We start from the raw sequence: 21,493 nt of genomic DNA, 5'->3' as shown, positions 1-21,493 counted from the left end.
GCGTCCGGAGCTCTTGGCCTCGTCAGTCCTTGGAACGGGGCGGACCCGTGGTCTCACGGACAATCAGCCGGTGGGGCGCTTTCATGGACCGCACGGACCCTGCGGCCCCTGCCAGCTCGTCCAACAGCATGCGGGTGCCCAGTTGGCCCTGTTCCACGGGGTCCTGGGCCACGGTTGTCAGGCCCATGGCCTCGGCGAATTCATGGTTGTCAATGCCGATGATGGACAATTCTTCCGGTACGCGGACGCCACGGCGCCGCGCCTGCAACATGGCTCCCATGGCCATTTCATCGGAGGCGCAGAAGATCGCCGTCGGTTTTGGCCCCGGTTTGCTCCAGAGCTCGTCGAAGGCTTCCTGGCCACTGCCCACGGTGAAGTTTCCGAAAATGTCCCATTCCGGCGGCATGGAAAAGCCGGCGCTTGTCATGGCATCCGTGAAGCCGTCAACGCGCAGTCGTGGGACGGTGAAGTTCAGGTCGGAATCGTCCTGGCCGTGGAGCAGCGCGATCTCGCGGTGGCCGAGATTCAACAGGTGCATGGTGGCTTCCACCGAGGCTGCGTAATCGTCGATCCCGATGCTGGGGCAATCCTCCACCGGACCGCCGACAATGACCAAGGGGATTTCGATCCTCTGGAGATCGGCGATTTCCTCGGGGGTCAGGGACATACAGAGGACCAGGAGTGCATCAATCTGCTTGTAGACCATCGTCTTGCTGAAGAGCCGTTCCCGCGCTCCGCGCTGCCCGCCCAGGTTGAACAGGGAGAGGTTGTAGCCGCGGGCGTGGAGCTCACGGTCTACGCCCTCGATCGCCTTGAAGAAGAACCAACGGTCCACGTAGGGGGCCAGGACACCGATTGTCCTGGTGCGGCCCGTAGCCAGCCCGGAAGCGGACGACGACGCCACGTACCCGAGTTCTCCTGCGACCCGCAGGATCTTTTCCCTGGTCGCGGGAGACACCCTGGGAAGGCCCCGCACCGCGCGGGAAACGGTGGCGGTGGAAACGCCTGCGGCGTGTGCGACGTCCTCAATGCTGGCTCCTGCGTGGCCGCCACGCTGGGAACGTTCACTCGTCTTTGCCACTCAAGCCCCCTCAAAGATTCCGTGCGGAAGCCGGGGGTTCCTTCCCAGACGGCAGATAACCAGCGTATTCCGCCTGGTTTCCCTCCGCCGATTCCGCTCTATTTATTTCGGCTCGCTGCTCAACCGATGCGCCTTGACGTCCGCGCGGGGAGCCGCCGCCGAAGCCGAAGCATTCCCCACAGGGCCAGCAACACTGCCAACAGGCCCAGGGCCCAGCCCAGTGCGGGCTGGGCCGTGAGTTCGGCGGCCACCGTGATGACCAGCAGGACCAAGGCCCAAAAACCGAGAAAACCAATCACGAGGTCGAAATCTTCAGCCGATTTCACCCGCGTGTTCTGCTCCTTGGCCGGGCCGCCGAGGGACGGCCCGGCCGAATCAGGAGTTTGCGTCATTTGACCGCGCCCGCTGTCAGGCCGGCCACAATCTTGCGCTGGAAGACCAGTACGAGGATCACCAGCGGAATCGTGACAACCGTTCCGGCTGCCATGACGGCGGTGTACGGCTCTTGGTGGGCTTGTGCACCGGCGAAGTAGGCGATAGCCACCGTGACCGTCTTGGTCTGGTCATTCGACAGCTGGCTCGCGATGAGGAACTCGTTCCACGAAGCGATGAACGCCAGGATGGCGGTGGTGAACACGGCGGGCGCAGCAAGCGGCATGATCACCTTGCGGAATGCCTGGCCCTGTGTACAGCCATCAATTCGAGCTGATTCTTCCAGCTCCCACGGCATTTCCCGGAAGAAGGAGGTCAAGGTGTACACCGTCAACGGAAGCACGAACGAGATGTTCGGGATGATCAGCGCTTGATATGTGCCGTACCAGCCGATGTTGGTGAACAACTGGAACAGCGGCGTCACCAAGGCCACGCCCGGGAACATCGATGCACCGAGGACGAAGCCGAGGACCAGGAATTTGAAGCGGAATTCGAGCCTGGACAAGGCGTAGGCCGCAAACACGCCGAACAGCAGGGCAACCACGGTGGTTACGCCCGCCACGAAGAGCGAGTTCAAGAGGTTCCGGCCGAAGTGGTTGCCCAGGTTCTCCGAGAAGACCGTGGTGAAGTTGTCCCAGGTGACGTGGGTGAAGAATGGCGTCGAGTCGAAGGTATATCCAACGTCGCGGAACGCGGTCACGATCATCCAGTAGAACGGAATCAAGCACCAGATGAAGATGAGCGCAGCGCTGAGGTACGTTCGTCCGCTCGCCCAGCGTTCCCGCCGTCGGGCAGCTGTCTTGGGCGCGGTGTCAAAGCTCACGGCGGTCATTTTTCCTGTCCCTTGGTCTTAGGCGTGGCTGAGGCGACAGCGTTCGCTCCCAGGAAACGAACGAAGATGAACGCCACGAGGAAGATGATGAGGAAGGTGATGGTGGACAACGCCGCTGCTGAGTTGAATCCCTGACGGATTTGGTCAACCACCAGGATGGACAACGTCGTCGTGCCATTCGAGCCTTGGGTCATGATGGCCGGCAGGTCATACATGCGCAGTGCGTCAAGGACACGGAACAGGACAGCCACCATGAGCGCCGGCTTCACGAGCGGCAGGGTGATCTGCGTGAAACGCTGCCATGCCGAGGCACCGTCGACCTTGGCCGCCTCGTATACTTCCGCCGGGATGATCTGCAGGCCAGCCAAAATCAGCAGGGCCATGAACGGCGTGGTCTTCCAGACGTCCGAAATGATGATCGCCCAGCGGGCCGGCCACTCGCTGCCTGTCCACAGGATTGCCGTGCCGAAAAGCTTGTTGGCGATTCCGTCGAAAGCGAAGATGAAGAACCACAGCTTGGCGGTGACGGCTGTCGGGATGGCCCACGGAACCAGGACAGCAGCGCGAAGGGCACTGCGACCGCGGAAAGTCCGGGCCATGATGACGGCCATCCAGAATCCGAGGACAGTCTCCAAGACGACGGTGACGACGGTGAAGAAGAACGTCGTTCCAACGGCGCTCCAGAACTGGGAGCCAAGGGTGCCGGGCGCACAGGCTGCGGAGCCACATTGCTGGGCCAACCAGTGGACAAAGTTGTCGAAGCCGGCGGGTCCACCCGAGACGAAGACCTTGGTGACCGGGTCAAGGCCCTGGTCCTTCTGGAAGGCCATGATAATCGCGTTGACCACCGGGTACACGATGACCACGGCAAGCAGTACCAAGGCGGGGGAAATCAACCAGAACGCCCACCGGCCTTGCGATGTGGCCGCCCGGTCCTGTCCTACTTCTTTTTGACCTTTTTTGGGTTTGGGGCTTGGTGTCTCTGGCGCCCGTTTAGGCTGCGCTAGGGTGGACATTTCCCCTCCTTCCGGAAATTGATAGCGTGCCCCTCGGGCGGCCGTTCGCTTGAAGCGCCAGCCGCCCGAGGTTCACTGGAGGTGTTGCTATTGGCTGGCCGAGTTGATGGCCGTGTCCATATCGGTCATCGCCTGATCGACGGACTTGTCACCCTTGATCGCAGCGTAGGCATTGTCCTGGATGGCCTTGGTGACTGCAGGGTAGAACGGCGAGACCGGGCGCGGCACGGCATTCGAAATCGAGGTCTTCAGCACCGGAAGGTACGGCAGCTGCTGGACCAGGGTCGGATCGTCGTACAAGGAACCGATGACCGGCGCCAGGGAACCCTGCGTGGCGTAGAACTTCTCGGTCTCTTCACTGGTCATGAAGGCCAGGAAGTCCTTGGCCGTCGCCTTGTGCTGCGAGTACACGCTGACGGCGAGGTTGTGGCCACCGAGGGATGAGGCGCCGGGGCCGCTCTTACCCGGAAGCGGAGCCATCCCGAAGGTGTCCTTCACCTTGGAGGAGCCGTCCGTCTTGGCGAGGTTGTAGACGTAAGGCCAGTTGCGCAGGAAGAGGAGCTTGCCGTCTTCGAAGGACTGCCTGCCCTGTTCTTCCTGGTACGTCACGGCCTGGGTGGGGATGTTTCCGTTCTTGTAGGCCGTGACCAGGTTGTTAAGGCCGGCCTTGGCCGCCGCGGAAGTCACGGTGGACTTGCCGTCGTCGCCAACGATCGTGCCGCCGGCCGAGTTGATGGCTTCAGCCGCGTTCACGGTGAGGCCTTCATACTTGGCGAACTGCCCCGCGTAGCAGTCGATTCCATGCGACTTCGCGATGGAGCACATGCTCATCATCTCGTCCCAGGTCTTGGGCGGGGTGGGCACCAAGTCCTTGCGGTAGAAGAGGATGCCGCCGTCCGAAGTCTGCGGTGCCGCGAAGAGCGTGTTGTTGTACGTGGCCGTCTTGACGGTAGCCGGCAGCATCTTGGAGGTATCGATGCTCATCTTGTCCGAGAGCGGCTGCAACCAACCCTTCGCGGCAAATTCGGCGGTCCAGATGACGTCCACGTCAACGACGTCATAGTTGGCGTTCTTGGCCTGGAAGTTCTGGACCAAATCGTCGTGCTGCTGGTCCGCCTGGTCGGACTGCTCCTTGAAGGTGACCTTCTGGTCCGGGTGTGCCGCATTCCACTTATCGACGAGCGGGCGGACAACGTTGCTGTTGTCCTTGCCCTGGACGTAGGTGATGGGACCGCGTCCGTCGAGGTTTGCTGCGGCATCTCCGCCGCTTGAGGCTGTGCTGCCGCCACCGCCGCCACCACAGGCGGACAGGGACATGGCTAGCACGCCGGCAACAGCAGCCGGCAAAAGGTACTTGCGTGTGTTCATGCTGGGAACTCCTCAGTGAGTGGACCAGGTATTTCCGCTGCGCGGTTGATGTGGTGAGCCTCACATTAGTAAGCTTCCGGGTAGTAATGCAAGCGTTTACACAAAAATATGTCGTCGAGAGGAATCCAGTGCCGCACTCCCCGATCCCAACCCCCGGTTCCAGCAATTCCGCGTGGTGGGCAAGCGCCGTGGTGTACCAGATCTATCCTCGCTCTTTCGCCGACGGCAACGGCGACGGGATGGGCGACCTTGCCGGGGTCACCGCAAAACTGCCGTACCTGCAGGAGCTCGGCGTGGATGCCGTATGGCTCTCCCCGTTCTATAAGTCGCCGCAGGCAGATGCCGGATACGACGTAGCGGACTACCGGGCCGTGGATCCGCTCTTCGGCACCTTGGAGGACTTCGACGCCATGCTGGAGAAGGCACACAGCCTCGGCATCAAGGTGATCGTCGACCTCGTCCCCAACCACACTTCGGACGAGCACGCCTGGTTCCGCGAAGCCCTTGCTGCCGCCCCCGGCTCCCCCGAACGCGGGCGTTACATGTTCCACCCGGGCAAAGATTCCAAGCCGGGCTCCGGGGACGGGGCCTTGGCCCCGAACAATTGGAAATCCATCTTCGGCGGCCCCGCGTGGACGCGCCTGACGAACGACGACGGCACTCCGGGCGAGTGGTACCTGCACCTTTTCGACACGAAGCAGCCCGATCTCAACTGGGAGAATCCCGAGGTCCATGAGGAGATGCGTTCGGTGCTGCGCTTCTGGCTGGACCGCGGAGTTGACGGCTTCCGGGTGGATGTTGCCCACGGCCTGGTCAAGGAAGCCGGCTTGCCGGACTGGGAAGGCGCCGCCGCCATGGTCGAAGGTGGCTTGTCCGCACCAGGAGCCCACAGCGAAGCCGTCGAACCGCATACCGCCAAGCTGCACATCGTCCCCGCTGCCGACAGCCCCGCCGGGGCCGTCGCGACGGCCGTCGAGCACAAGGTCAAGCCACCGCTGGACCCGCCGTCGCCCTTCTTCGACCAGGACGGCGTTCACGAGATCTACCGCGAATGGAACAGAGTCCTCGCCGAATATGACGGCGACCGCATGCTGGTTGCCGAGGCGTGGGTGGAGCCTGCGGAGCGATTGGCACGGTACGTGCGCAAGGACGAAATGCAGCAGGCATTCAACTTCGATTTCCTCCTGGCAGGCTGGGATGCGGAGCGCATGGCAGTGGCCATCGAAACTTCGTTGGACGCGGCCGGATCCGTCGAGGCTCCCTCCACCTGGGTCCTGAGCAATCACGACACCGTCCGGCACCCCAGCCGTTTCGGGCTGGCAGATCCCACCACGTTCCCCAAGGGAATCGCGGCGGAGGACGAACAGCCCGACGCCGATCTGGGCCTCGCGCGGGCACGCGCAGCCTCCATGGTGTCCTTCGCCCTGCCGGGCTCGGCCTACTTGTACCAAGGTGAAGAACTCGGCCTTCCGGAGCACACGTCCCTGCCGGCCGAAGCGCGCCAAGACCCATCATTCTTCCGGACGAAGGGCGTGGAACGCGGCCGCGATGGGTGCCGGGTGCCGCTGCCCTGGAAATCCGCTGAAGCCGGCTTCGGGTTCTCGGACGCGGCGTCGGCGGGTACGGCCGACGCCGCTACTGCCGGCACGGCACCCGCGGCGCCCTGGCTCCCCCAGCCCGAAGAGTTCGGGGAGCTGGCGGCGGACCTGCAGGCCGGCGTCGGCGGCTCCACCTTGGAGCTGTACCGCGCAGTCCTGGCATTCCGCCGCTCTCACCGCCTCGGCTCGGGGACGTTCCAGTGGGCTGAAGCGCACGATCCCGCCAACGGAGTCCTGGCCTTCCACAACCGGGACGTCCTGGTAGTGGTCAATATGGGCACTGTGGCTCTCCCTGTCCCGGCCGGGCTGCGAGTGGAACTGTCCAGCGATGGCGCCTCAGGCGGGACGTCGATTCTCCCGGACAGCGGGGCGTATCTCGTGACGCGGTAGGATCCCTTCCTGACCTTCTTTCACACGGAAAAGGGGCCGACACGCAGCAAGTTGTGCGTGTCGGCCCCGTTCTGTATCCAAAGAGGGTCAGGAACGCGCCGTCATGGCGTGGAGCCTACTTGCCACCCTTGAAGAATCCGGCGATCTTGGAGCCGAGGCCCTTGGCGTTCCCGGCCACGTCCCCGGCGATTTCCTTGGCGTTTCCTGCAACATCCCCTGCGAGGTCCTTGGCTTTCTCGGCCACGTCGCCCGAGAGGAATTCCTTGACGTGCTCGGCGGCGTCGCCGGCGAATTCCTTTGCGTTCCCGACCGCCTCACCGGCAAAAACCTTGACGTGCTCCGCGGCATCTCCCGCGACGTGCTTGGCCTGCTCAGCTGCAGCTTCGGCGCTCTGCTTGATGTTGTTGACTTCTTCGCTCATGGTTTTCTCCTTGTTCCTGGTCCAAAGTGCTTTTGGTCCATCGGCTTGACTCGGACCCAAGGTCCGGTGCCGGCCGGGCAAGCCCAACCAAAGGGAAGAGTTCCCCCTACCCTTCAAACTATGGCCCAATGCGCACCCCTGCAACGCAAAACGCCTGGGAAAGCACATAGCCATCCGATTAACAACGGCTGCGGGTCGGCTCAGCGAACGCGCTCGGCCTTGCTGAATCTGGTGCGCGCTCCGGCCCCGATATGAATCAATACGGGTGTCTTCCGCCCGACTACCAGGTCCAGTGCCTCCACGAGGCGGGAGATGTCTGCGGCCAGCAGGTGCGGGGAAACGCCTTGACGGGGCTGGACCCGGACACGGAGCCCGGGGCGACCGTTGACCTCGTACGTTGCCACCGTTACGCCGGCGAGGTCCGCGCGTTCCGCGAGGGCCGCCTTGAGCGCCTGCTCGGCAAGGTTGCCTCCGATATTGACGTCGCCAGGGGTCCGGGCGTCGTCGTATTCCGACACGATGAGGTTGGCGCGGCCTTTGCCCTGCTGCGATACCCAGGCCACCATGAGCACGATCAGCACAACAAGCACCGCAGCTGCCGCAATCCAGAGCCAGCTTTCCTCCCGTCCCGGAATACGGGTCTGCTCGGAGAGGTACTTGGCGTGTTCCCAGAGCCCGGTGGACCAGCCCTGCCACCACCTCCCGACGGCGGGAACCGTGGCGAGCAGCATCAGGAGAATGCCAATGGCCAGCAGCTTCAGGCCAAGGATGCCGATCAGGATGCGGTTGAGGACGTGCGGAGTGCCGTTCATGCCCCGATCACCCCGGACGTCGCGACATTGACACGGACTGAAGGCATAGGCGAAGGCGCCATCCTTTGAAGTTCATCCTCCACGGCCGCAAGTATCCGTTCCTCGCGCAAGGGCACCCCCGAGGTGGGCCTGACGTTGACCACAACCAACCGCTGCGAAACCACCACCATGACTTGCTCCTGGGTGACGTTCGCTGCGGTCCGGGCGGCCCGGGCCAGCGCCGAAGCGATGACCTCGTCGTCCACCACTACTCCGGCCCGGGGATCCTGAAGCAAGTGACGGGACTTCCGGCCGGGAAGGACCGCGTTCAAGAAGAAGATCAACCCAACCATGGCGACGACCCCGCCCAGCGCACCGAGCAGCAAGGGCGAAGTACCTCCGGGCAGGGCAGTGAGCCGCTCAGCGGCCGTTTGCGGATCGATGAGCCACGGCGGCTGGCCGATGGCGCGCAAGGCGGATTCGAGGAGGGCATAGACACAGGCCGCAATCACAAGGGCCGCCGCCAGTCCCGCCATTCCGGCGCGGGAGGAGCGGGTCTCGCGCTTGAGGATGCGCTGGAGTCCGACGTCGATCCGGTCGCCGACGTCGGAGGTCCCTGGTGCCGGGGCGCCGGGGGTATCGCCGTCGGCCGTATCCGCTGCGTGCAAAGTGTCCGGGTGGCCGCGGTCGGGGTGGCTGCGCCGGGCGTGCGGGGTCTGGGCGTGGCTCATTGGACGCGGGCTCCTTCGCTGACGCGTGCGCCGCTGATCCGGATGTCCACGCGGCTCAGGGTGGAACCGCTCAGCTGGGTGACACGCTCAAGGATGGCGGTCTTGGCAGCGACGGCCCGGTCCCAAACCGTGCCGCCGTATCCTTCGACACGCAGCGGGTCCCTGAGGACTTCGGTCAGCGAGGGCACACGGATCGGGGCGGCTATCGAGAGTGCCAGGAGGCCGTCGTCGTCCGACCACTCGGCGCGCACATCCTGCGCCGAGACGCCGAGCGCCTCGGCAGCGGCCGCCTGGGCCAAAGTGGTGAGGGCCTGGGTGCTGATTCGGTTGTGTCCGGCCAGGGAGACGGCAGGCTGCACAGCCTCAGCCGTGGAACTCATGACGACGAGCGGCGGCCGGTGAGGGCATCCAGCACGCTGCGCAGGTCAAGCTTTCCGTCCGCGGCGCGGCCCAGGAGTGCGCCGATGCCCATGAAGAGAAGGGCAATGATGAAACCCCACAGCCCGAATTGGAAGGCCATGAACGCCACGAAGGCGCCGATCCCGATCCCGACAACAGTCATGCTCACTGGAGTGGCTCCCTTTCCGATAATGCGCCTTTTGTTCCGGCTTTGACGGGCGGGGCAACGTAGACGTCGTTGATCTCAACGTTGACCTCAATGACTTCCAGCCCGACCAGCGATTCGACCGCACGGTAGACGGCCGCGCGGACCTGGTTGGCGACATCATGCAAAGGGTATCCATAGACGGCCACAAGATTGAGGTCCACGGCCACTTGGGTCTCTCCGACCTCGGCGCGGACACCTGCGGCATGGTCCTGGCTGCCGACGGCATCGCGGATGGCTCCGAGGGCGCGCGATGGAGCCGATCCGAGGGAATAGACGCCCGGAACGGCCCTGGCGGCAATGCCGGCAACCTTGGCGACGGCGGAATCCGAGATCACTGTGCGGCCACTTCCTGCCACCGTTTGCCGGTCCTCGGATACCGGAGCCCCAACGGCTTCCGGTTCAGGCACGGTGTAGCTTTCCTGCTGGTCCATGTAGCCCTCCCCTTCTCTTGAGTACCACACTAGCGCGTGGCTAAGAGAAGGCGGAGACAAGCGGCCCTTGCCGTGAAATTCTGCTGGATCACCCCGGGAAATGTTCGGCTTTTGCGCACAAAGTGAATATCCAGGGCTTTTCCGCTGCAGGTTAAATGAAGAAAAGCGCCAGTTCCGAAGAACTGACGCTTCCCAGTGGTGGCTCCGACCGGCGTCGATCCGGTGACCTTTCGATTTTCAGTCGAACGCTCTACCAACTGAGCTACAGAGCCTTAGGTGACAATGTCACCATGACTGCCGGAAGTTCTTCCGGCAATCAGAGCGACCCTGACGGGACTTGAACCCGCGACCTCCGCCGTGACAGGGCGGCGCGCTAACCAACTGCGCTACAGGGCCTTGCTTGCAGTATCTCTACCGCGATTGCGGCATCTCCACCGCTTTTTTCAAGGCTTCCAGCTTACCAGACTTTTCAGCCCGACTTGACCAGTTCCTTGCGTACCCCCAACGGGATTCGAACCCGTGCCGCCGCCGTGAAAGGGCGGTGTCCTAGGCCGCTAGACGATGGGGGCCTGGAACAATCCGAATTCGCGACGGCCGACAACGCAATGCGATTTCCCGCCTGCATCCCGCTTCTCGCTCGTCCGAACTGGACTCTAAAACTTTAGAGCATAGTCGGGGATATTCCCAAATCGCCTCCCGCGAAGCGAAAACCGGAACGCAAACGGGGACGCAGCGTCCCGTTCAAAACCGCTACGACAGAGTTGGCGGTTTCTTGTTGAAAGACGTCCGAATTCCGCCAGTCCGTCCAGCCCTTCCCGGGCTAGATTGGCATCATGGCCACAAGCACCCCCCTCTCTCCGGCGACCACTCCCTCCCGGACCATCAGTAAGCTCGGCATCGCCGCCGTCGTCGTCACCGTTGTCCTTTGGGCGTCCGCCTTCGTAGGCATCCGCGCAGTGGGACCCAGTTTCTCCCCCGGCTCGCTGACGCTCGGACGGCTGGTTGTTGCCGCCGTCGCGCTCGGAATTGTCGCCCTGCCCAGGCTCAAGCGCTGGCCCAAAGGCCGCGAATGGCTGCCCATCCTCGCCTACGGCGTCATGTGGTTCGCAGGTTACAACCTCGCCCTGAACGCCGCCGAGCACATGCTCGATGCCGGAACCAGCGCCATGCTCATCAACGTCTCGCCCATCCTGATCGCCGTCCTCGCCGGCGTCATCCTTAAAGAAGGATTTCCGCGTTGGCTGATCATCGGCAGCCTCGTGGCATTCAGCGGCGTTGCCCTGATCGCTCTCGGTTCGGGACAGCGCTCGACGGCGGATGTTGCCGGAGTGCTGTTGTGCCTTCTTGCCGCCGTGCTCGCCGCGGTAAGCGTCATCGTCCAGAAGCCCGTGCTGCGCACGTTCTCCGCGGCGCAGGCCACCTGGTTTGGCATTATGGTGGGCGCAGTGTGCTGCTTGCCGTGGGCCGGCCAGCTGGTGACCGAAGTGCAGGCAGCGCCCCTTCCGGCCACGCTTGGCTTGGTGTACCTCGGAATCTTCCCGACGGCCATCGCTTTCACCACGTGGGCTTATGCACTGTCCCTCATCGAGGCCGGCAAACTCGCCGCCACGACCTACTTGGTTCCGGGCACCACGATCCTGATCTCCTGGGCGGTGCTCAAGGAGATCCCCACCATCTGGGGACTCGTGGGCGGTGTCATCTGCCTCGTAGGCGTCGGGCTGACGCGGCGCCGCTCGCGGAGCATCACCTCGCGCTAGAAGCCGGACGGTCCGGCCTCGCTCCCGGAAGCAAGCCGGGCCGGGCCCCGGCCGCCGTCGCGTCCCAGCCGTCCTACCTCGCCATCCCGGCAAGGAGCTCCCGGTGCGTGGGCGGATTGGCTCCGGGCCGCCCCACGGTGATGGACGCGGCCATGGAAGCGGTCTGTCCGATGCGTTCGAGGACCGTGGGCGCAAGCCCTTGGCTGCCGCGCAGCAGCAGCCCGAGGATCAGAGCCGACATGTAGGAATCGCCGGCCCCGATGGTGTCCGCGACCACTGAGGTCACCGCGGGAACCGTCAGCTGGGTGTACGGCGTCGCCATGAGGGAGCCCTGCGCGCCCCGAGTCACCACGGCCAGGCCTGCTCCGAGGCCCAGGATGTGCTTGGCAGTCTCTTCCAAGGACTTGCCCGGATAGAGCCAGAACGCGTCGTCGTCGCTGAGCTTCACCACGCTGGTCAGCGGCACGAGCTCCTCGAAAATGCGCCGTGCCTCGCCGTGGCTGCCCAGGAGGTCGGTGCGGATGTTGGGGTCGTACGTGACGATGCACCCGCCTTGGGCCTGCTCCAGGAGGGTCCTGACGACGGCGGCGCCGGGCTCGAGGAACGTGGCGATCGAACCCGTGTGGAGGATCTTCGGGGCGTAAGGGAGGGCGGCAGGAGCCAGCTTCCACTCGATGTCGAAGGTGTACTCCGCCGAACCGTCCGCGGCGATCTCCGCCGTCGCCGTCGCGGTCTTCGCGAGCGATTGTGAGCCCGGCAGGACAACCACTCCTGCGCTTGCCAGGTGCGCCGCGATGGACTCGCCCCGGGAATCGCGCCCGACGGCGGTCAGCAGCCCGGCTTTCACGTCGAGCCGTCCAAGGCCGTAGGCGACGTTCGCCGGCGAGCCGCCGGGGTATTCGGTCTGCCCTTCGGGCGAGTTGACGATGTCGATGAGCGCTTCGCCGACCACGACGACGTCGAGCGGCTCGGACGCGAGGTGCGAGTGGTTCATGCGTTTCCTGTTCCTTGCTTGGGGAGATTCAGTGGTTGGTGGTGGATTTCAGAAGCTAGTAGCCGTTTTCAGTGGCGCCGCCACTGAGTGTCGTTCGACAAGGGGACATTCAAAGTATTCGGTACTGCCATCACGTTCCGCGCCGGCCAGGAGCACTTCAATGGCACGCCTGCCCATCTCGAGGAAGGGCAGTTCGAGCGTGGTCAGACCGGGCCGCAAATGCGGGGCGAGCGTTTCCTGGTTGTCGAAACCCACTAGCGACACATCGTGCGGGATGGACAGTCCAAGCTGGGCCAGCGCCTGGTAGCTGCCCCAGGCGGTGCGGTCGTTGGCGCAGAAGATGGCGGTGGGTGGCTGCGGACCGGTCATGAGCGCCAGGGCATTGTCGAAACCGCCCGATTCATGCCCGTCGCCGATCCGGTGGAGTCGGGGGTCGGTGTCGAGGCCGGCCTCCCTGAGTGCCCTGAGATAGCCCGCATGGCGTCCGGCGGCGGCAGGAAGCTCGCCGTCCACCGCGCCGATGTTGATCATCGCAATACGCCGGTGGCCCGCGTCCACCAGGCGTTTGGTGGCCATGTAGCCGCCCAGCTCCTCTTGCGGAGCGATGCTTGGAAAGCGTCCGGATCGGTCGCGGGAATTGAGCACGACGGCGGGCAGCTCAGCCAGGACGTCCGGCACGTCGAGAACGCGGTGGTACATGGCGGCGTAAACCACTCCGGCGACCTTATAGGACAGCATGGTTTCCAGCGACGCAGCCTCGAGGGCTTTGTCGCCGCCGGTGTTGACGGCCAGGAGGAGCAGTCCGGCCTCCCAAGCCCTTGCCTGGGCGCCTTCGATGATCTTGCCGGCGAATGGCGCAGTGGCCACGAAATCGCCGACGAAGCCGATCATTCCGGCGACGCCGTCCCGGAGCACTTTGGCGTGGGCGTTGGTCCGGTACCCCAGTTCGTGGACGGCAGCATGGACCTTGCGCCGGGTTTCTTCCGAGAACCTGGTTCCCGCGGCGTCGTTGAGCACCAGCGAGACCGTGGCCTGGGAAACGCCGGCAGCCGCAGCGACGTCGTTCATCGTCGTGCCGGAACGACTGCCGGGGCGGGTCATGGGCTGGCCTGTCTGCTCGAAACTTCGGGGGCTTGTCACAGGATCCGCACGCTTGGCCGGGCTTAACCTGGGGCTTGGTTATACGAATTACCAGCACGGAAAACTGTAGCTGCCAGCACATCGTGCGTCAATGACCGGGCCGCGGACTAGAGTCAGAACATGCCCGTGAATTTTCCTCCCGGCCTGCCGATCGTTCCCGACGGCGATGCCCCCGGCGGCCCGCGCATTTCCTCCCCTCTCCCTGGTTCCGGGGTGGGTACTGGCGCTGGTTCCGGGGCGGGTACTGGCGCTGGTTCCGGGGCGGGTTCCGGGGCTGGTTCCGGGGCGGCGCAGTTCGCCACTGTTCCTTTCGAGATGTCGCCGGAAGACTTCGAGGCGGCAGTCAGTGATGCCTTGCTCCTCATTCCGGACAAAGCGGCGCGGGCCATGGACAACGTGGCCATCTTCATCGAGGACGACTACATCCCGCAGCCCGGAGAGGACCCGGACACCGTGCTCCTTGGCCTGTACGAGGGGGTGCCTTTGACGGAACGGGACTCTTGGTGGGATGCCGGTTCCCTCCCGGACCGGATCACCATTTTCAGGCAGCCGATCCTGGATATCTGCGAGTCCCGCCAGGAAGTGATCGACGAGGTTGCCATCACCGTGATCCATGAGATCGCCCACCACTTCGGCATCGGCGAGGACCGCCTGCACGAGCTCGGCTGGGGATAGGCTAGATAGCCACCGTCCCCGTGGCCCCGTCCACCGTGATCGTTTGTCCCGTACTGACCCGGGAGGTCGCATCCGGGACGCCGACGACGGCGGGAATCCCGTACTCACGGGCGACAACAGCTCCGTGGGAGTTGGGGCCGCCCATCTCCATCACAAGTCCCCCGGCGGTCAGGAAGAGGGGCGTCCAGCCGGGATCCGTGGAGGGTGCCACCAGGATTTCGCCGGGTTCGAGGTGCGCGCCCACCGGATCCATGATCACCCTGGCCACTGCCGTCACCGTTCCCGCCGAAGCAGGGGTTCCGTGCAGCAGGCCGTCCGGCAGTGCGCTCCCCTTCTCTGTGCTGCCCGAAGCTGCAGCCACCGTCTCGTGGCGAAGGAAACCGGCGGGCAGCGCTTCCGGTTCGGTGCCGTCGGAGAGCAGGACGCGAGGCACGTGGCGGCGCTTGAGTTCAAGCTCGTACGCCTCGCGCCGCTGGGCCACTACTTCGTGGAGATCCTTGCCGTCCAAGCCATTGCGGGCATCGTTGAAATCCAGGAAAAAGACGTCACCGGCGTCATCGATGATTCCCGCGTCCGCCAAGGCCTCCCCGACCTCCGAAACCTGGGCACGCACTGCGGCGAAGCCACGTACGAGATGATACTTGGGCATCTCGCGGAGCCCCGCAAACATGCGCGTCCGTTCAAGTGCCATTTTCACGATCCTGGCGTGAAGCGGACTCTTGGACCGCGCACGTGCCACCAGCACCGCGACTTGCTCCACGGCGTCGCGCGCTGCTTTTTCGAACTGTTTGTCCGGCGCCAGGCGGGGATCGTCGAGGCGAAGGTAATTGACCAGGACTCCGATGATATGGGTCGGGTCGTCGGACCAACGGGGCATGCCCAGGTCGATTTCGGCGACGGCCCGGTGCCCGTAGTCACGCAGGAAGGAGGCCAGCCCCGATTGCGCGACGATCGGCAGCCCGCCGTTCCGATACCCCTCCGCGAGCACAGCTGGATCCCCGCCGGTGAATGCCTCCGAGGAAGCGGGATCGTCACGAATGCTGGCCGCAAGCCGCCATAGCGCAAGGTCCATTTCCGTGGTGACGTTGTTGGGCAGGCCGCGGATGATGGTTTGGAGCTCACCCCAGGAGGCTTGTTCGCCAAGTAGCTTCCGGACCAGCCCGATCATCGCGAAGCCGAGCGCCACCGGGGGCAGAATATTGGGCAGTATCGGGAACAATTCTTCGCGCAGTATCCGCTCGGCGCGGTCCAGCTTTTCACGGGGGGTGGCATCGGCGGGGACTTCATGCGTTGCATACAGGTCCTCCCCCAGCCGTTCCGCCTTGTCGAGGGCAGCGTCCGGCCGAAAGAGCGCGCGCAGCAGTGTCTCCGGAAGGTGGAAGCGGAGCACGATCGGGCCAATGTGCCTGAGCAATTTGAAAGGCGTCTTGCTGGTGAGCGCGAATCGCGGGTCATCGAACAGCTCGCGCATGATTGCGGCCGACCGTGATTCCATGACGTCGAAAATCCTGGGCACGACGGCCCGCCCGGCCTTGCTCCGGAGCACCGAAGTGAAGTCGAAATAGATCCGCTGCCCCGCCTCGTAATAAGGCGAAGGGCCATCCCGTGGTTCGGGAACGCGGAATCCCGCGGCGACGGCTACCGATGATCCCATGAGCCTGATGCTGGCAAGCCCCAGGGGAGTCAGGGGACGGGTGAGGCCTTGGGCGAGGCTGAAGCAAAGGTACGCGTGGGGACCGGGGATTGCGGGTTGCCGGGTCATGTGCGGGTAGAGCGTGGTGATAGGCCGGGCTTGGGTGAGCCACAGTTTGCCCTCGCCATCGATGGCCCATTCAGTGTCCTGCGGTGCTCCGTAATGCTCCTCGACGCGCTGGCCAAGGACAGCGAGCGCCCTGATCTGGGAGTCGGCAAGGCAGGCATCCCCGGCGGTTTGATCCTGCGCGGCCGCGTCGGAGGTTCCGGACAAATAGAGCCTTTCGGTTCCACCGCCGGAAACGGCGCGAATCACCAGCCTCCGGTCACCGATCATTCGTTCCGTGATCCTGCCGGTGAGCGAATCCACCACAAAGTGGTCCGGATTCACGGAACCCGAGACAACAGCCTCGCCGAGGCCGGGGTTGGCGTCGATCACCGCCTCGCGGCGCCGCCCGGTCACCGGATTGGCGGTGAACAACACTCCGGCAGACTCAGCGTCCACCATCCGTTGGACGACGACGGCGAGCGCCACCGTCGCGTGATCGATCGCGTTGCCTGCACGGTAGCTGACCGCCCGGTCAGTCCATAGGGAAGCCCAACACTTCACGACGGCCTGCAGCACGGCGTCGATCCCCACGACGTTCAAGTAGGTGTCCTGCTGTCCGGCGAAACTCGCAAAGGGCAGGTCCTCGGCGGTGGCAGAGGACCTGACTGCGACGGGGACTTCCTGGCCCAGCGCGGAGTAGGCCGAGCGGACGGCTCCTTCGACCTCTGCCGGGATGCCGGCGTCGAGCACTGCTTCCCTGGCGCGGGCCGCGAGGGAAGCGAGCCCCTCAAGGTCGCCGGGGTCCACGGCCTCAAGGCCACTAAAAACGTCCTTGAGGGCTGCCTCGGGACTTCCATCAGGCTGAAGCGCGCGCCGATAAGCCTCGGTGGTCAGGCAAAAACCGGGCGGGACCGGAAGTCCCGCCCAGATCATTTCGCCCAGATTGGCCGCCTTGCCCCCGACTTCCGGAAGCATGGTTGCCCGGATCCGGCGCAACTCGACGATCAGGCGCGGGCCTTCCCCGGGCTGTGCGTGCTCCGCCATTGCCGTCCGCCTGCGTTCACCGGTCCTTGGCCGTGCCGCTTATGCGGCGCCGAGCATGGGACCGAAGTTGACTCGGTCGGCCAGCCTGGGATCCTCGCGGTCGGGAACAACCAGCACGGGCCCTTTGGCATGGTGGAGCACTCCATCCGACGTCGATCCGAGGAGCATCCCTGCGAAGCCTCCCCGCCCGCGCGTCCCCAGCACCACGAGTTCGACGCCGCGGCTCACCTCCACGAGGACTTCCACGGGTGCACCGTCCAGCAGTTGTGTTTCCGCCGGAAGCTTGGGGAAGTGGCTCTTGAGCCACGCCAAGCCCGCGTCCAGCTGAACCCTGATGTCCTTGAAGAGCGCTTCCCTGTCCAGGGGTGCCGGAACCCACGCCAACGAGCCGCTGTACTCGGGAACGGCGCAGATGACGCGCAGCTTCGCTCCCATGCGCTGGGCCTGCTCCGCAGCTTCCAAGACGGCAACGCGGGCCTGTTCCGAGCCGTCCACGCCGACGGCCACCACATTCTCAATGACGTGGGGGCCGGCCTTCGCGCGCTCGGCCTTGATGTGCTTGTCCTCTGTGGTTTCACCGAACCGGTCTGCGCAGAAGAGCGGGACGGTCACGGTGGGGCACTTGGAGTGCGCCGGCAGGGCACTGCTCACGGAGCCCAGGAGCCTGCCCACGAACCCGCCCCGTCCCCGGGTGCCGAAGACCAGGAGCTCGGCCGTTTCGGACAGATCGAGCAGCACGCCGGAGGCATCTCCGTTCTCCACCGAGCCATCGACGTCGATGGCGTAGCCCGAGACCTTCTCAAGGGCCTGTTTGACGATGGCCTCGGCGCCTTCCCGGATAACGGAGTCATCCACTGTCGCATAGCCGCCGTCCAGGCCGGAAGCCGCAAAGATGGGCACAGAGTAAGCCGTGACTACATGCAGGGGAAGCTGCCTGCGTTCGGCCTCGCGCGCTGCCCAAAGGAGGGCGCACTGGCCGTGTTCACTGCCGTCAACGCCCACCACAATTCCACCCGGGGCAATGGACGGTTCCTCTCCGTTGCCTTCGGTCTCTGCTCGATGGCTCTCAGAGTGTTTGCCGTGCTGGTCCATGGGGCCTGCCTCCTCGCACTGCTGGCTGATGTTGCGGCTATTCTGCCAGAGCCCGCGCCCACAACGTGTTTCTCGCGCGCCTGCCGTGAGTTGCGGTCTCCAATGCTCACTATTCTCGTTTGCAAGGGCCGAATCAAGCCGGAAGAAGCGTATGTGGAAACCCGCCCGGGGCGTGGAAATCCACCGAATCGTGGCGGGAAAAACGCAGCGGCAGACATGCCGATGCCGGGGCTATCCACCACGCGATTTCTTCTGTAATGTTCGAGGCACTGGTGACCGGGGATAGTGTTTTTCAACACATCAACGGCCATCATTCGCGACCGCTTGGGGACCCGGACGCCGACCCCCGGTGTTGCCTTCGGCAACGCACCTTCAAAGAGGAGCCAAGCTGTGTCAACCATGCCTGCTGCGAGTACGGAACGCACCACCGCCGTGGTCATCGGTGCCGGCATGCCCGGACTGGCCGTGGCCAGCGAACTCAGCCGCTACGGAGTAGATGCCATCGTGGTGGACGGAATGTATGTCCCCGGCCCCCTGCAGTCCCTCAACACCGGTATCCTGCAGCGCTGCGACGCCGCCGACGCCGCGTGCCTCCAAGAGCGCAGCGAAATCCTGAGGCACCTGCGCAACTACGCAGCCAGCCACGGCCTCGACGTCCGGAGCAGCACGCGGGCTGTCCGCCTCGATCGCCTGGACGAGGCCGCCGCGGGGACCGTGATTTCCGGAGCTGTGGTTTCCGACTCCGGGCTTTCCAACCCGACCGGACAGGATCCTGCAACGGAGGCCTTGGCAGCCCCGGGCGTTGTCTCCTACCAATGGGCCGTGCACACCGCCAATGGAGTGCTTTTGGCTGACCACGTCGTTGTCACCCGCTGTGGACAGAGCCAGTTGCGGCGAATGCTCGCCGAGCTTGGCATCGCGATCGGCCAGAACCTCGTCGCGGCCATGCGCGCAATGGGAATGTACCTGGTTGGAGTCGGCGAACTTGCCACACCCACGCCAAAGGAAGTCCTGCGCCAAGCCAAAGTGGTGGGACAGGCAATTTCCGCCAAGGTCCACCCGGACAGCGTCCACGGGGCCCTCACCGGCACCTTTGCAGCAATTCCTGCGCTGGCCTAGGGCGTCTTCTCCAGGCTGCCGGGCTCGTCCTCAGAATCCTCTTCATCATCGGATTCACCGGAATCTCCACCTGCCAGCCTGCGCCGTGCGGTAACGCCCAGGAACACCAGCAGGCCGGCGGCCACCACCGCGAAGACCACGATGCTCCACGGGAACGGCTGGGAGGCATCGGGCACCTTCTCCGGCGTCGTCGTGGAACCCGGCGCGGCAGTGCCGGCGGTGGGCACCTCCACCGAAGGTGCCGTGCTCGCAGAACCTCCGCCCGCCGTCGTGCTTCCTGCCTTGGCAGTGAAGGTGAAGGTGCCTTCGATGGGGTGCGAATCCGAGCTGACAACCCGCCAGACGACGGTGAAGGCTCCGGCGGGCGCGCCCGCCCGCAGCTTCTGCGACACCACGGTGTCCACAATCTCGACGGACCCATCTGCCCAGTTCCGGCCTGAGGAGTCGTTCACCTGGATTTGTGAGCCGAGCAGGAGCGGCCGGTTGTTGAACGTGACGGACACGGAGTCCGGAACGTTGGCGACCGTTGAGCCGTTGGCCGGTGACGTTGACTCGGCCGTGTCGTGCGCGAAGGCGGGTGCTGCCGAGAACAGGGCGGCAGAGAAAAGGACCGCTGTGAAAGCGACGACGACGGCCAGCAGCTGGCGGATAGGGCGCATGAGCGAATGACTCCCTTTGATGTTGGATTCCTTACAGACTAGGCGAATTCACGGGAGGACCTAAGCCGCGGGCATAGGATTTGAGAGCACACTTCCCCGATCCCCGGAGACCCCCATGCTCAAACAGGGCTCAGCCATCGACCGCTACTTCAAGATTTCGGAACGCGGATCCAACTATTCGCGAGAAATCCGAGGCGGCTTCGCGACCTTCTTTGCCATGAGCTACATCGTGGTGCTCAATCCTTTGATCCTCTCCGGGACGGACTCGAGCGGCAATTCCCTTGGCTTCGCCGCCGTCGCCGCCACCACGGCGTTCGTCGCCGGCATCCTGACGATCCTCATGGGAGCCTGGGCCAAGCATCCCTTCGCCATTGCCACCGGGCTGGGCGTCAACGCCTTCGTGGCAGTCACGATTGCCTCACACCCGGGCCTGACATGGCCCGACATGATGGGCCTCGTGATGCTTTCGGGCCTCACCATGCTGATCCTGGTGCTCACCGGATTCCGGACCGCGGTCTTCAAAGCGGTACCTGAGGCCCTGAAGACCGCGATCGTGGTGGGCATCGGCCTCTTCATCGCCTTGATCGGCCTGGTCAATGCCGGCTTTGTACGCCGTATCCCGGACGCCGCGGGCACCACTGTCCCACTGGGCCTGGGCGTCGACGGGAAGCTGCTTGGCTGGCCCACCCTGGTGTTCGTCGTCGGCCTCGTCCTGACCATCGCCTTGGTGGTCCGCAAAGTGCGTGGCGCCATCCTGATCGGCATCATCGTCTCCACGGCCCTCGCGGCCATCCTGGAGTTCACGCTGCACATCGGACCGAGCTTCGACGGCAAGACCTACAATCCCCGCGGCTGGTCCCTGGTGGCGCCCAAGTTCACCCAGTGGGCCGCTCCGGACCTGTCCCTCATTGGCAAGGCGAACCCCTTCGGCGCGTTCCAGCACCTTGGCATCATTGCCGCCACGCTCCTGGCCTTCGTGATCCTGCTCAGCATCTTCTTCGACGCCATGGGCACCATGGTGGGCCTCGCCAGGGAAGCAGGCAACATCGACAAACACGGAAACATCCCCAACGTGGACCGGGTCCTGCAGGTGGACGCCCTCGGCGCGATCATCGGCGGCGGCTCCTCCGTGTCCTCCAACCAGATCTTCGTGGAATCCGGCGCCGGCATCGGCGAAGGTGCCCGAACCGGCCTGGCCTCGATCGTGACCGGCCTGCTGTTCCTCGTGGCCATGTTCTTCACCCCGCTCATCAACCTGGTCCCGTTCGAGGCCGTCGCGCCCGCCCTGGTGGTGGTGGGCTTCATGATGGTGTCCCAGGTGGGCAAGATCCATTGGCAGGACTGGGGCGTCGGCATTCCCGCGTTCCTGACCATGGCCCTCATGCCGTTCACCTACTCGATCGCCAACGGCCTTGGCGCCGGGTTCATCTCCTTCGCCCTGATCCGCACGTTCCAGGGCCGCGCCCGCGAAGTCCATCCGCTCATGTGGGCCGTGGCCGCGGCGTTCCTGCTGTTCTTCGGGATCGGTCCCGTCGAGGAACTCCTGGGAGTCAAATAAGCCTTTCCGGAATACC

Annotated in this window: 21 protein-coding genes and 3 tRNA genes; 5 read left to right on the top strand and 19 right to left on the bottom strand. The window is 64.5% G+C overall.

What is annotated here, in order from left to right; translation table 11 throughout:
- Positions 1-22: 22 nt before the first annotated feature.
- The 5 genes from KNN17_RS02300 to KNN17_RS02280 form a co-directional block, all read right to left on the bottom strand.
- A complete protein-coding gene (locus KNN17_RS02300; protein ID WP_241707325.1) occupies positions 23-1,081 on the bottom strand; it encodes a LacI family DNA-binding transcriptional regulator in 1,059 nt (352 codons plus the stop codon).
- A gap of 119 nt (positions 1,082-1,200) precedes the next feature.
- Entirely contained in the window at positions 1,201-1,473 is a 273-nt protein-coding gene (locus tag KNN17_RS02295) for a hypothetical protein (RefSeq protein ID WP_241707324.1), read from the bottom strand.
- Entirely contained in the window at positions 1,470-2,345 is an 876-nt protein-coding gene (locus tag KNN17_RS02290) for a carbohydrate ABC transporter permease (RefSeq protein WP_078106806.1), read from the bottom strand. The genes KNN17_RS02295 and KNN17_RS02290 overlap by 4 nt, the downstream gene beginning before the upstream one ends.
- Positions 2,342-3,361 carry a carbohydrate ABC transporter permease gene (locus KNN17_RS02285; protein WP_241707323.1) on the bottom strand — a complete coding sequence of 340 codons (1,020 nt, stop codon included), beginning with the start codon at positions 3,359-3,361 and terminating at the stop codon, positions 2,342-2,344. The genes KNN17_RS02290 and KNN17_RS02285 overlap by 4 nt, the downstream gene beginning before the upstream one ends.
- 87 nt (positions 3,362-3,448) lie before the next feature.
- Complete coding sequence (locus tag KNN17_RS02280; protein ID WP_241707322.1) at positions 3,449-4,729, bottom strand: ABC transporter substrate-binding protein; 1,281 nt, start codon at positions 4,727-4,729, stop codon at positions 3,449-3,451.
- 239 nt (positions 4,730-4,968) lie between these two features.
- Here KNN17_RS02280 and KNN17_RS02275 point away from each other — a divergent pair, with 239 nt between their 5' ends.
- Positions 4,969-6,717, top strand: coding sequence for a glycoside hydrolase family 13 protein (locus KNN17_RS02275; RefSeq protein ID WP_241707367.1), 1,749 nt, complete (start codon positions 4,969-4,971; stop codon positions 6,715-6,717).
- Positions 6,718-6,832: 115 nt separating this feature from the next.
- Here the strand turns inward: KNN17_RS02275 and KNN17_RS02270 are convergent, their stop codons facing one another.
- The 9 genes from KNN17_RS02270 to KNN17_RS02230 all read right to left on the bottom strand — a co-directional run bounded on the left by KNN17_RS02270 (position 6,833) and on the right by KNN17_RS02230 (position 10,267).
- A complete protein-coding gene (locus KNN17_RS02270; protein WP_078106810.1) occupies positions 6,833-7,138 on the bottom strand; it encodes a hypothetical protein in 306 nt (101 codons plus the stop codon).
- A 200-nt stretch (positions 7,139-7,338) separates the two neighbouring features.
- Entirely contained in the window at positions 7,339-7,950 is a 612-nt protein-coding gene (locus KNN17_RS02265; RefSeq protein ID WP_241707321.1) for a hypothetical protein, read from the bottom strand.
- Positions 7,947-8,660 carry a DUF6286 domain-containing protein gene (locus KNN17_RS02260; RefSeq protein WP_241707320.1) on the bottom strand — a complete coding sequence of 238 codons (714 nt, stop codon included), beginning with the start codon at positions 8,658-8,660 and terminating at the stop codon, positions 7,947-7,949. The genes KNN17_RS02265 and KNN17_RS02260 overlap by 4 nt, the downstream gene beginning before the upstream one ends.
- Positions 8,657-9,040 carry a hypothetical protein gene (locus KNN17_RS02255; protein ID WP_241707319.1) on the bottom strand — a complete coding sequence of 128 codons (384 nt, stop codon included), beginning with the start codon at positions 9,038-9,040 and terminating at the stop codon, positions 8,657-8,659. The genes KNN17_RS02260 and KNN17_RS02255 overlap by 4 nt, the downstream gene beginning before the upstream one ends.
- Positions 9,037-9,228: a DUF2273 domain-containing protein gene (locus KNN17_RS02250; protein WP_078106814.1), complete on the bottom strand. Its 192-nt coding sequence runs from the start codon at positions 9,226-9,228 to the stop codon at positions 9,037-9,039. The genes KNN17_RS02255 and KNN17_RS02250 overlap by 4 nt, the downstream gene beginning before the upstream one ends.
- Positions 9,225-9,698 carry an Asp23/Gls24 family envelope stress response protein gene (locus tag KNN17_RS02245; protein ID WP_241707318.1) on the bottom strand — a complete coding sequence of 158 codons (474 nt, stop codon included), beginning with the start codon at positions 9,696-9,698 and terminating at the stop codon, positions 9,225-9,227. Before KNN17_RS02245 ends, KNN17_RS02250 begins: the two co-directional genes overlap by 4 nt.
- A 196-nt stretch (positions 9,699-9,894) precedes the next feature.
- Positions 9,895-9,970 (bottom strand) — tRNA-Phe (locus KNN17_RS02240).
- A gap of 50 nt (positions 9,971-10,020) precedes the next feature.
- Positions 10,021-10,094: transfer RNA gene (locus KNN17_RS02235), tRNA-Asp, on the bottom strand.
- Positions 10,095-10,194: 100 nt separating this feature from the next.
- Positions 10,195-10,267, bottom strand: a tRNA-Glu gene (locus KNN17_RS02230).
- A 264-nt stretch (positions 10,268-10,531) separates the two neighbouring features.
- Here KNN17_RS02230 and KNN17_RS02225 point away from each other — a divergent pair.
- On the top strand, positions 10,532-11,455 hold the full coding sequence (locus KNN17_RS02225) for a DMT family transporter (RefSeq protein ID WP_241707317.1): 924 nt from the start codon (positions 10,532-10,534) through the stop codon (positions 11,453-11,455).
- A gap of 73 nt (positions 11,456-11,528) precedes the next feature.
- Here KNN17_RS02225 and KNN17_RS02220 read toward each other — a convergent pair whose 3' ends face one another.
- Entirely contained in the window at positions 11,529-12,449 is a 921-nt protein-coding gene (locus KNN17_RS02220; RefSeq protein WP_241707316.1) for a carbohydrate kinase family protein, read from the bottom strand.
- Positions 12,450-12,497: 48 nt separating this feature from the next.
- Complete coding sequence (locus KNN17_RS02215; protein ID WP_241707315.1) at positions 12,498-13,550, bottom strand: LacI family DNA-binding transcriptional regulator; 1,053 nt, start codon at positions 13,548-13,550, stop codon at positions 12,498-12,500.
- Between the two features lie 159 nt (positions 13,551-13,709).
- On the opposite strand from KNN17_RS02215, the gene KNN17_RS02210 reads away from it, so the two are divergent.
- Positions 13,710-14,264, top strand: coding sequence for a metallopeptidase family protein (locus KNN17_RS02210; protein ID WP_241707314.1), 555 nt, complete (start codon positions 13,710-13,712; stop codon positions 14,262-14,264).
- Position 14,265: 1 nt separating this feature from the next.
- On the opposite strand, the gene KNN17_RS02205 is transcribed toward KNN17_RS02210, so the two are convergent.
- The gene (locus KNN17_RS02205; protein ID WP_241707313.1) at positions 14,266-17,049 is read right to left on the bottom strand and encodes a PEP/pyruvate-binding domain-containing protein; all 2,784 of its coding nucleotides are present in this window, start codon (positions 17,047-17,049) and stop codon (positions 14,266-14,268) included.
- Positions 17,050-17,088: 39 nt separating this feature from the next.
- Entirely contained in the window at positions 17,089-18,141 is a 1,053-nt protein-coding gene (locus KNN17_RS02200) for a universal stress protein (RefSeq protein ID WP_241707312.1), read from the bottom strand.
- A 390-nt stretch (positions 18,142-18,531) separates the two neighbouring features.
- Here KNN17_RS02200 and KNN17_RS02195 point away from each other — a divergent pair, with 390 nt between their 5' ends.
- Complete coding sequence (locus KNN17_RS02195) at positions 18,532-19,260, top strand: FAD-binding protein (RefSeq protein ID WP_372489604.1); 729 nt, start codon at positions 18,532-18,534, stop codon at positions 19,258-19,260.
- Here KNN17_RS02195 and KNN17_RS02190 read toward each other — a convergent pair.
- Positions 19,257-19,919, bottom strand: a complete 663-nt coding sequence (locus tag KNN17_RS02190) for a copper resistance CopC family protein (RefSeq protein WP_241707311.1) — start codon at positions 19,917-19,919, stop codon at positions 19,257-19,259. The two genes, KNN17_RS02195 and KNN17_RS02190, sit on opposite strands and share 4 nt — an antisense overlap.
- 115 nt (positions 19,920-20,034) lie before the next feature.
- On the opposite strand from KNN17_RS02190, the gene KNN17_RS02185 reads away from it, so the two are divergent.
- Positions 20,035-21,477, top strand: coding sequence for an NCS2 family permease (locus tag KNN17_RS02185; protein WP_241707310.1), 1,443 nt, complete (start codon positions 20,035-20,037; stop codon positions 21,475-21,477).
- The last annotated feature ends 16 nt before the right edge of the window (positions 21,478-21,493 follow it).

The organism is Arthrobacter bambusae, from assembly GCF_022606295.1.
Classification (GTDB): Bacteria; Actinomycetota; Actinomycetes; order Actinomycetales; family Micrococcaceae; genus Arthrobacter; species Arthrobacter bambusae_A.
This window is presented reverse-complemented; position numbering and strand designations above follow the sequence as displayed.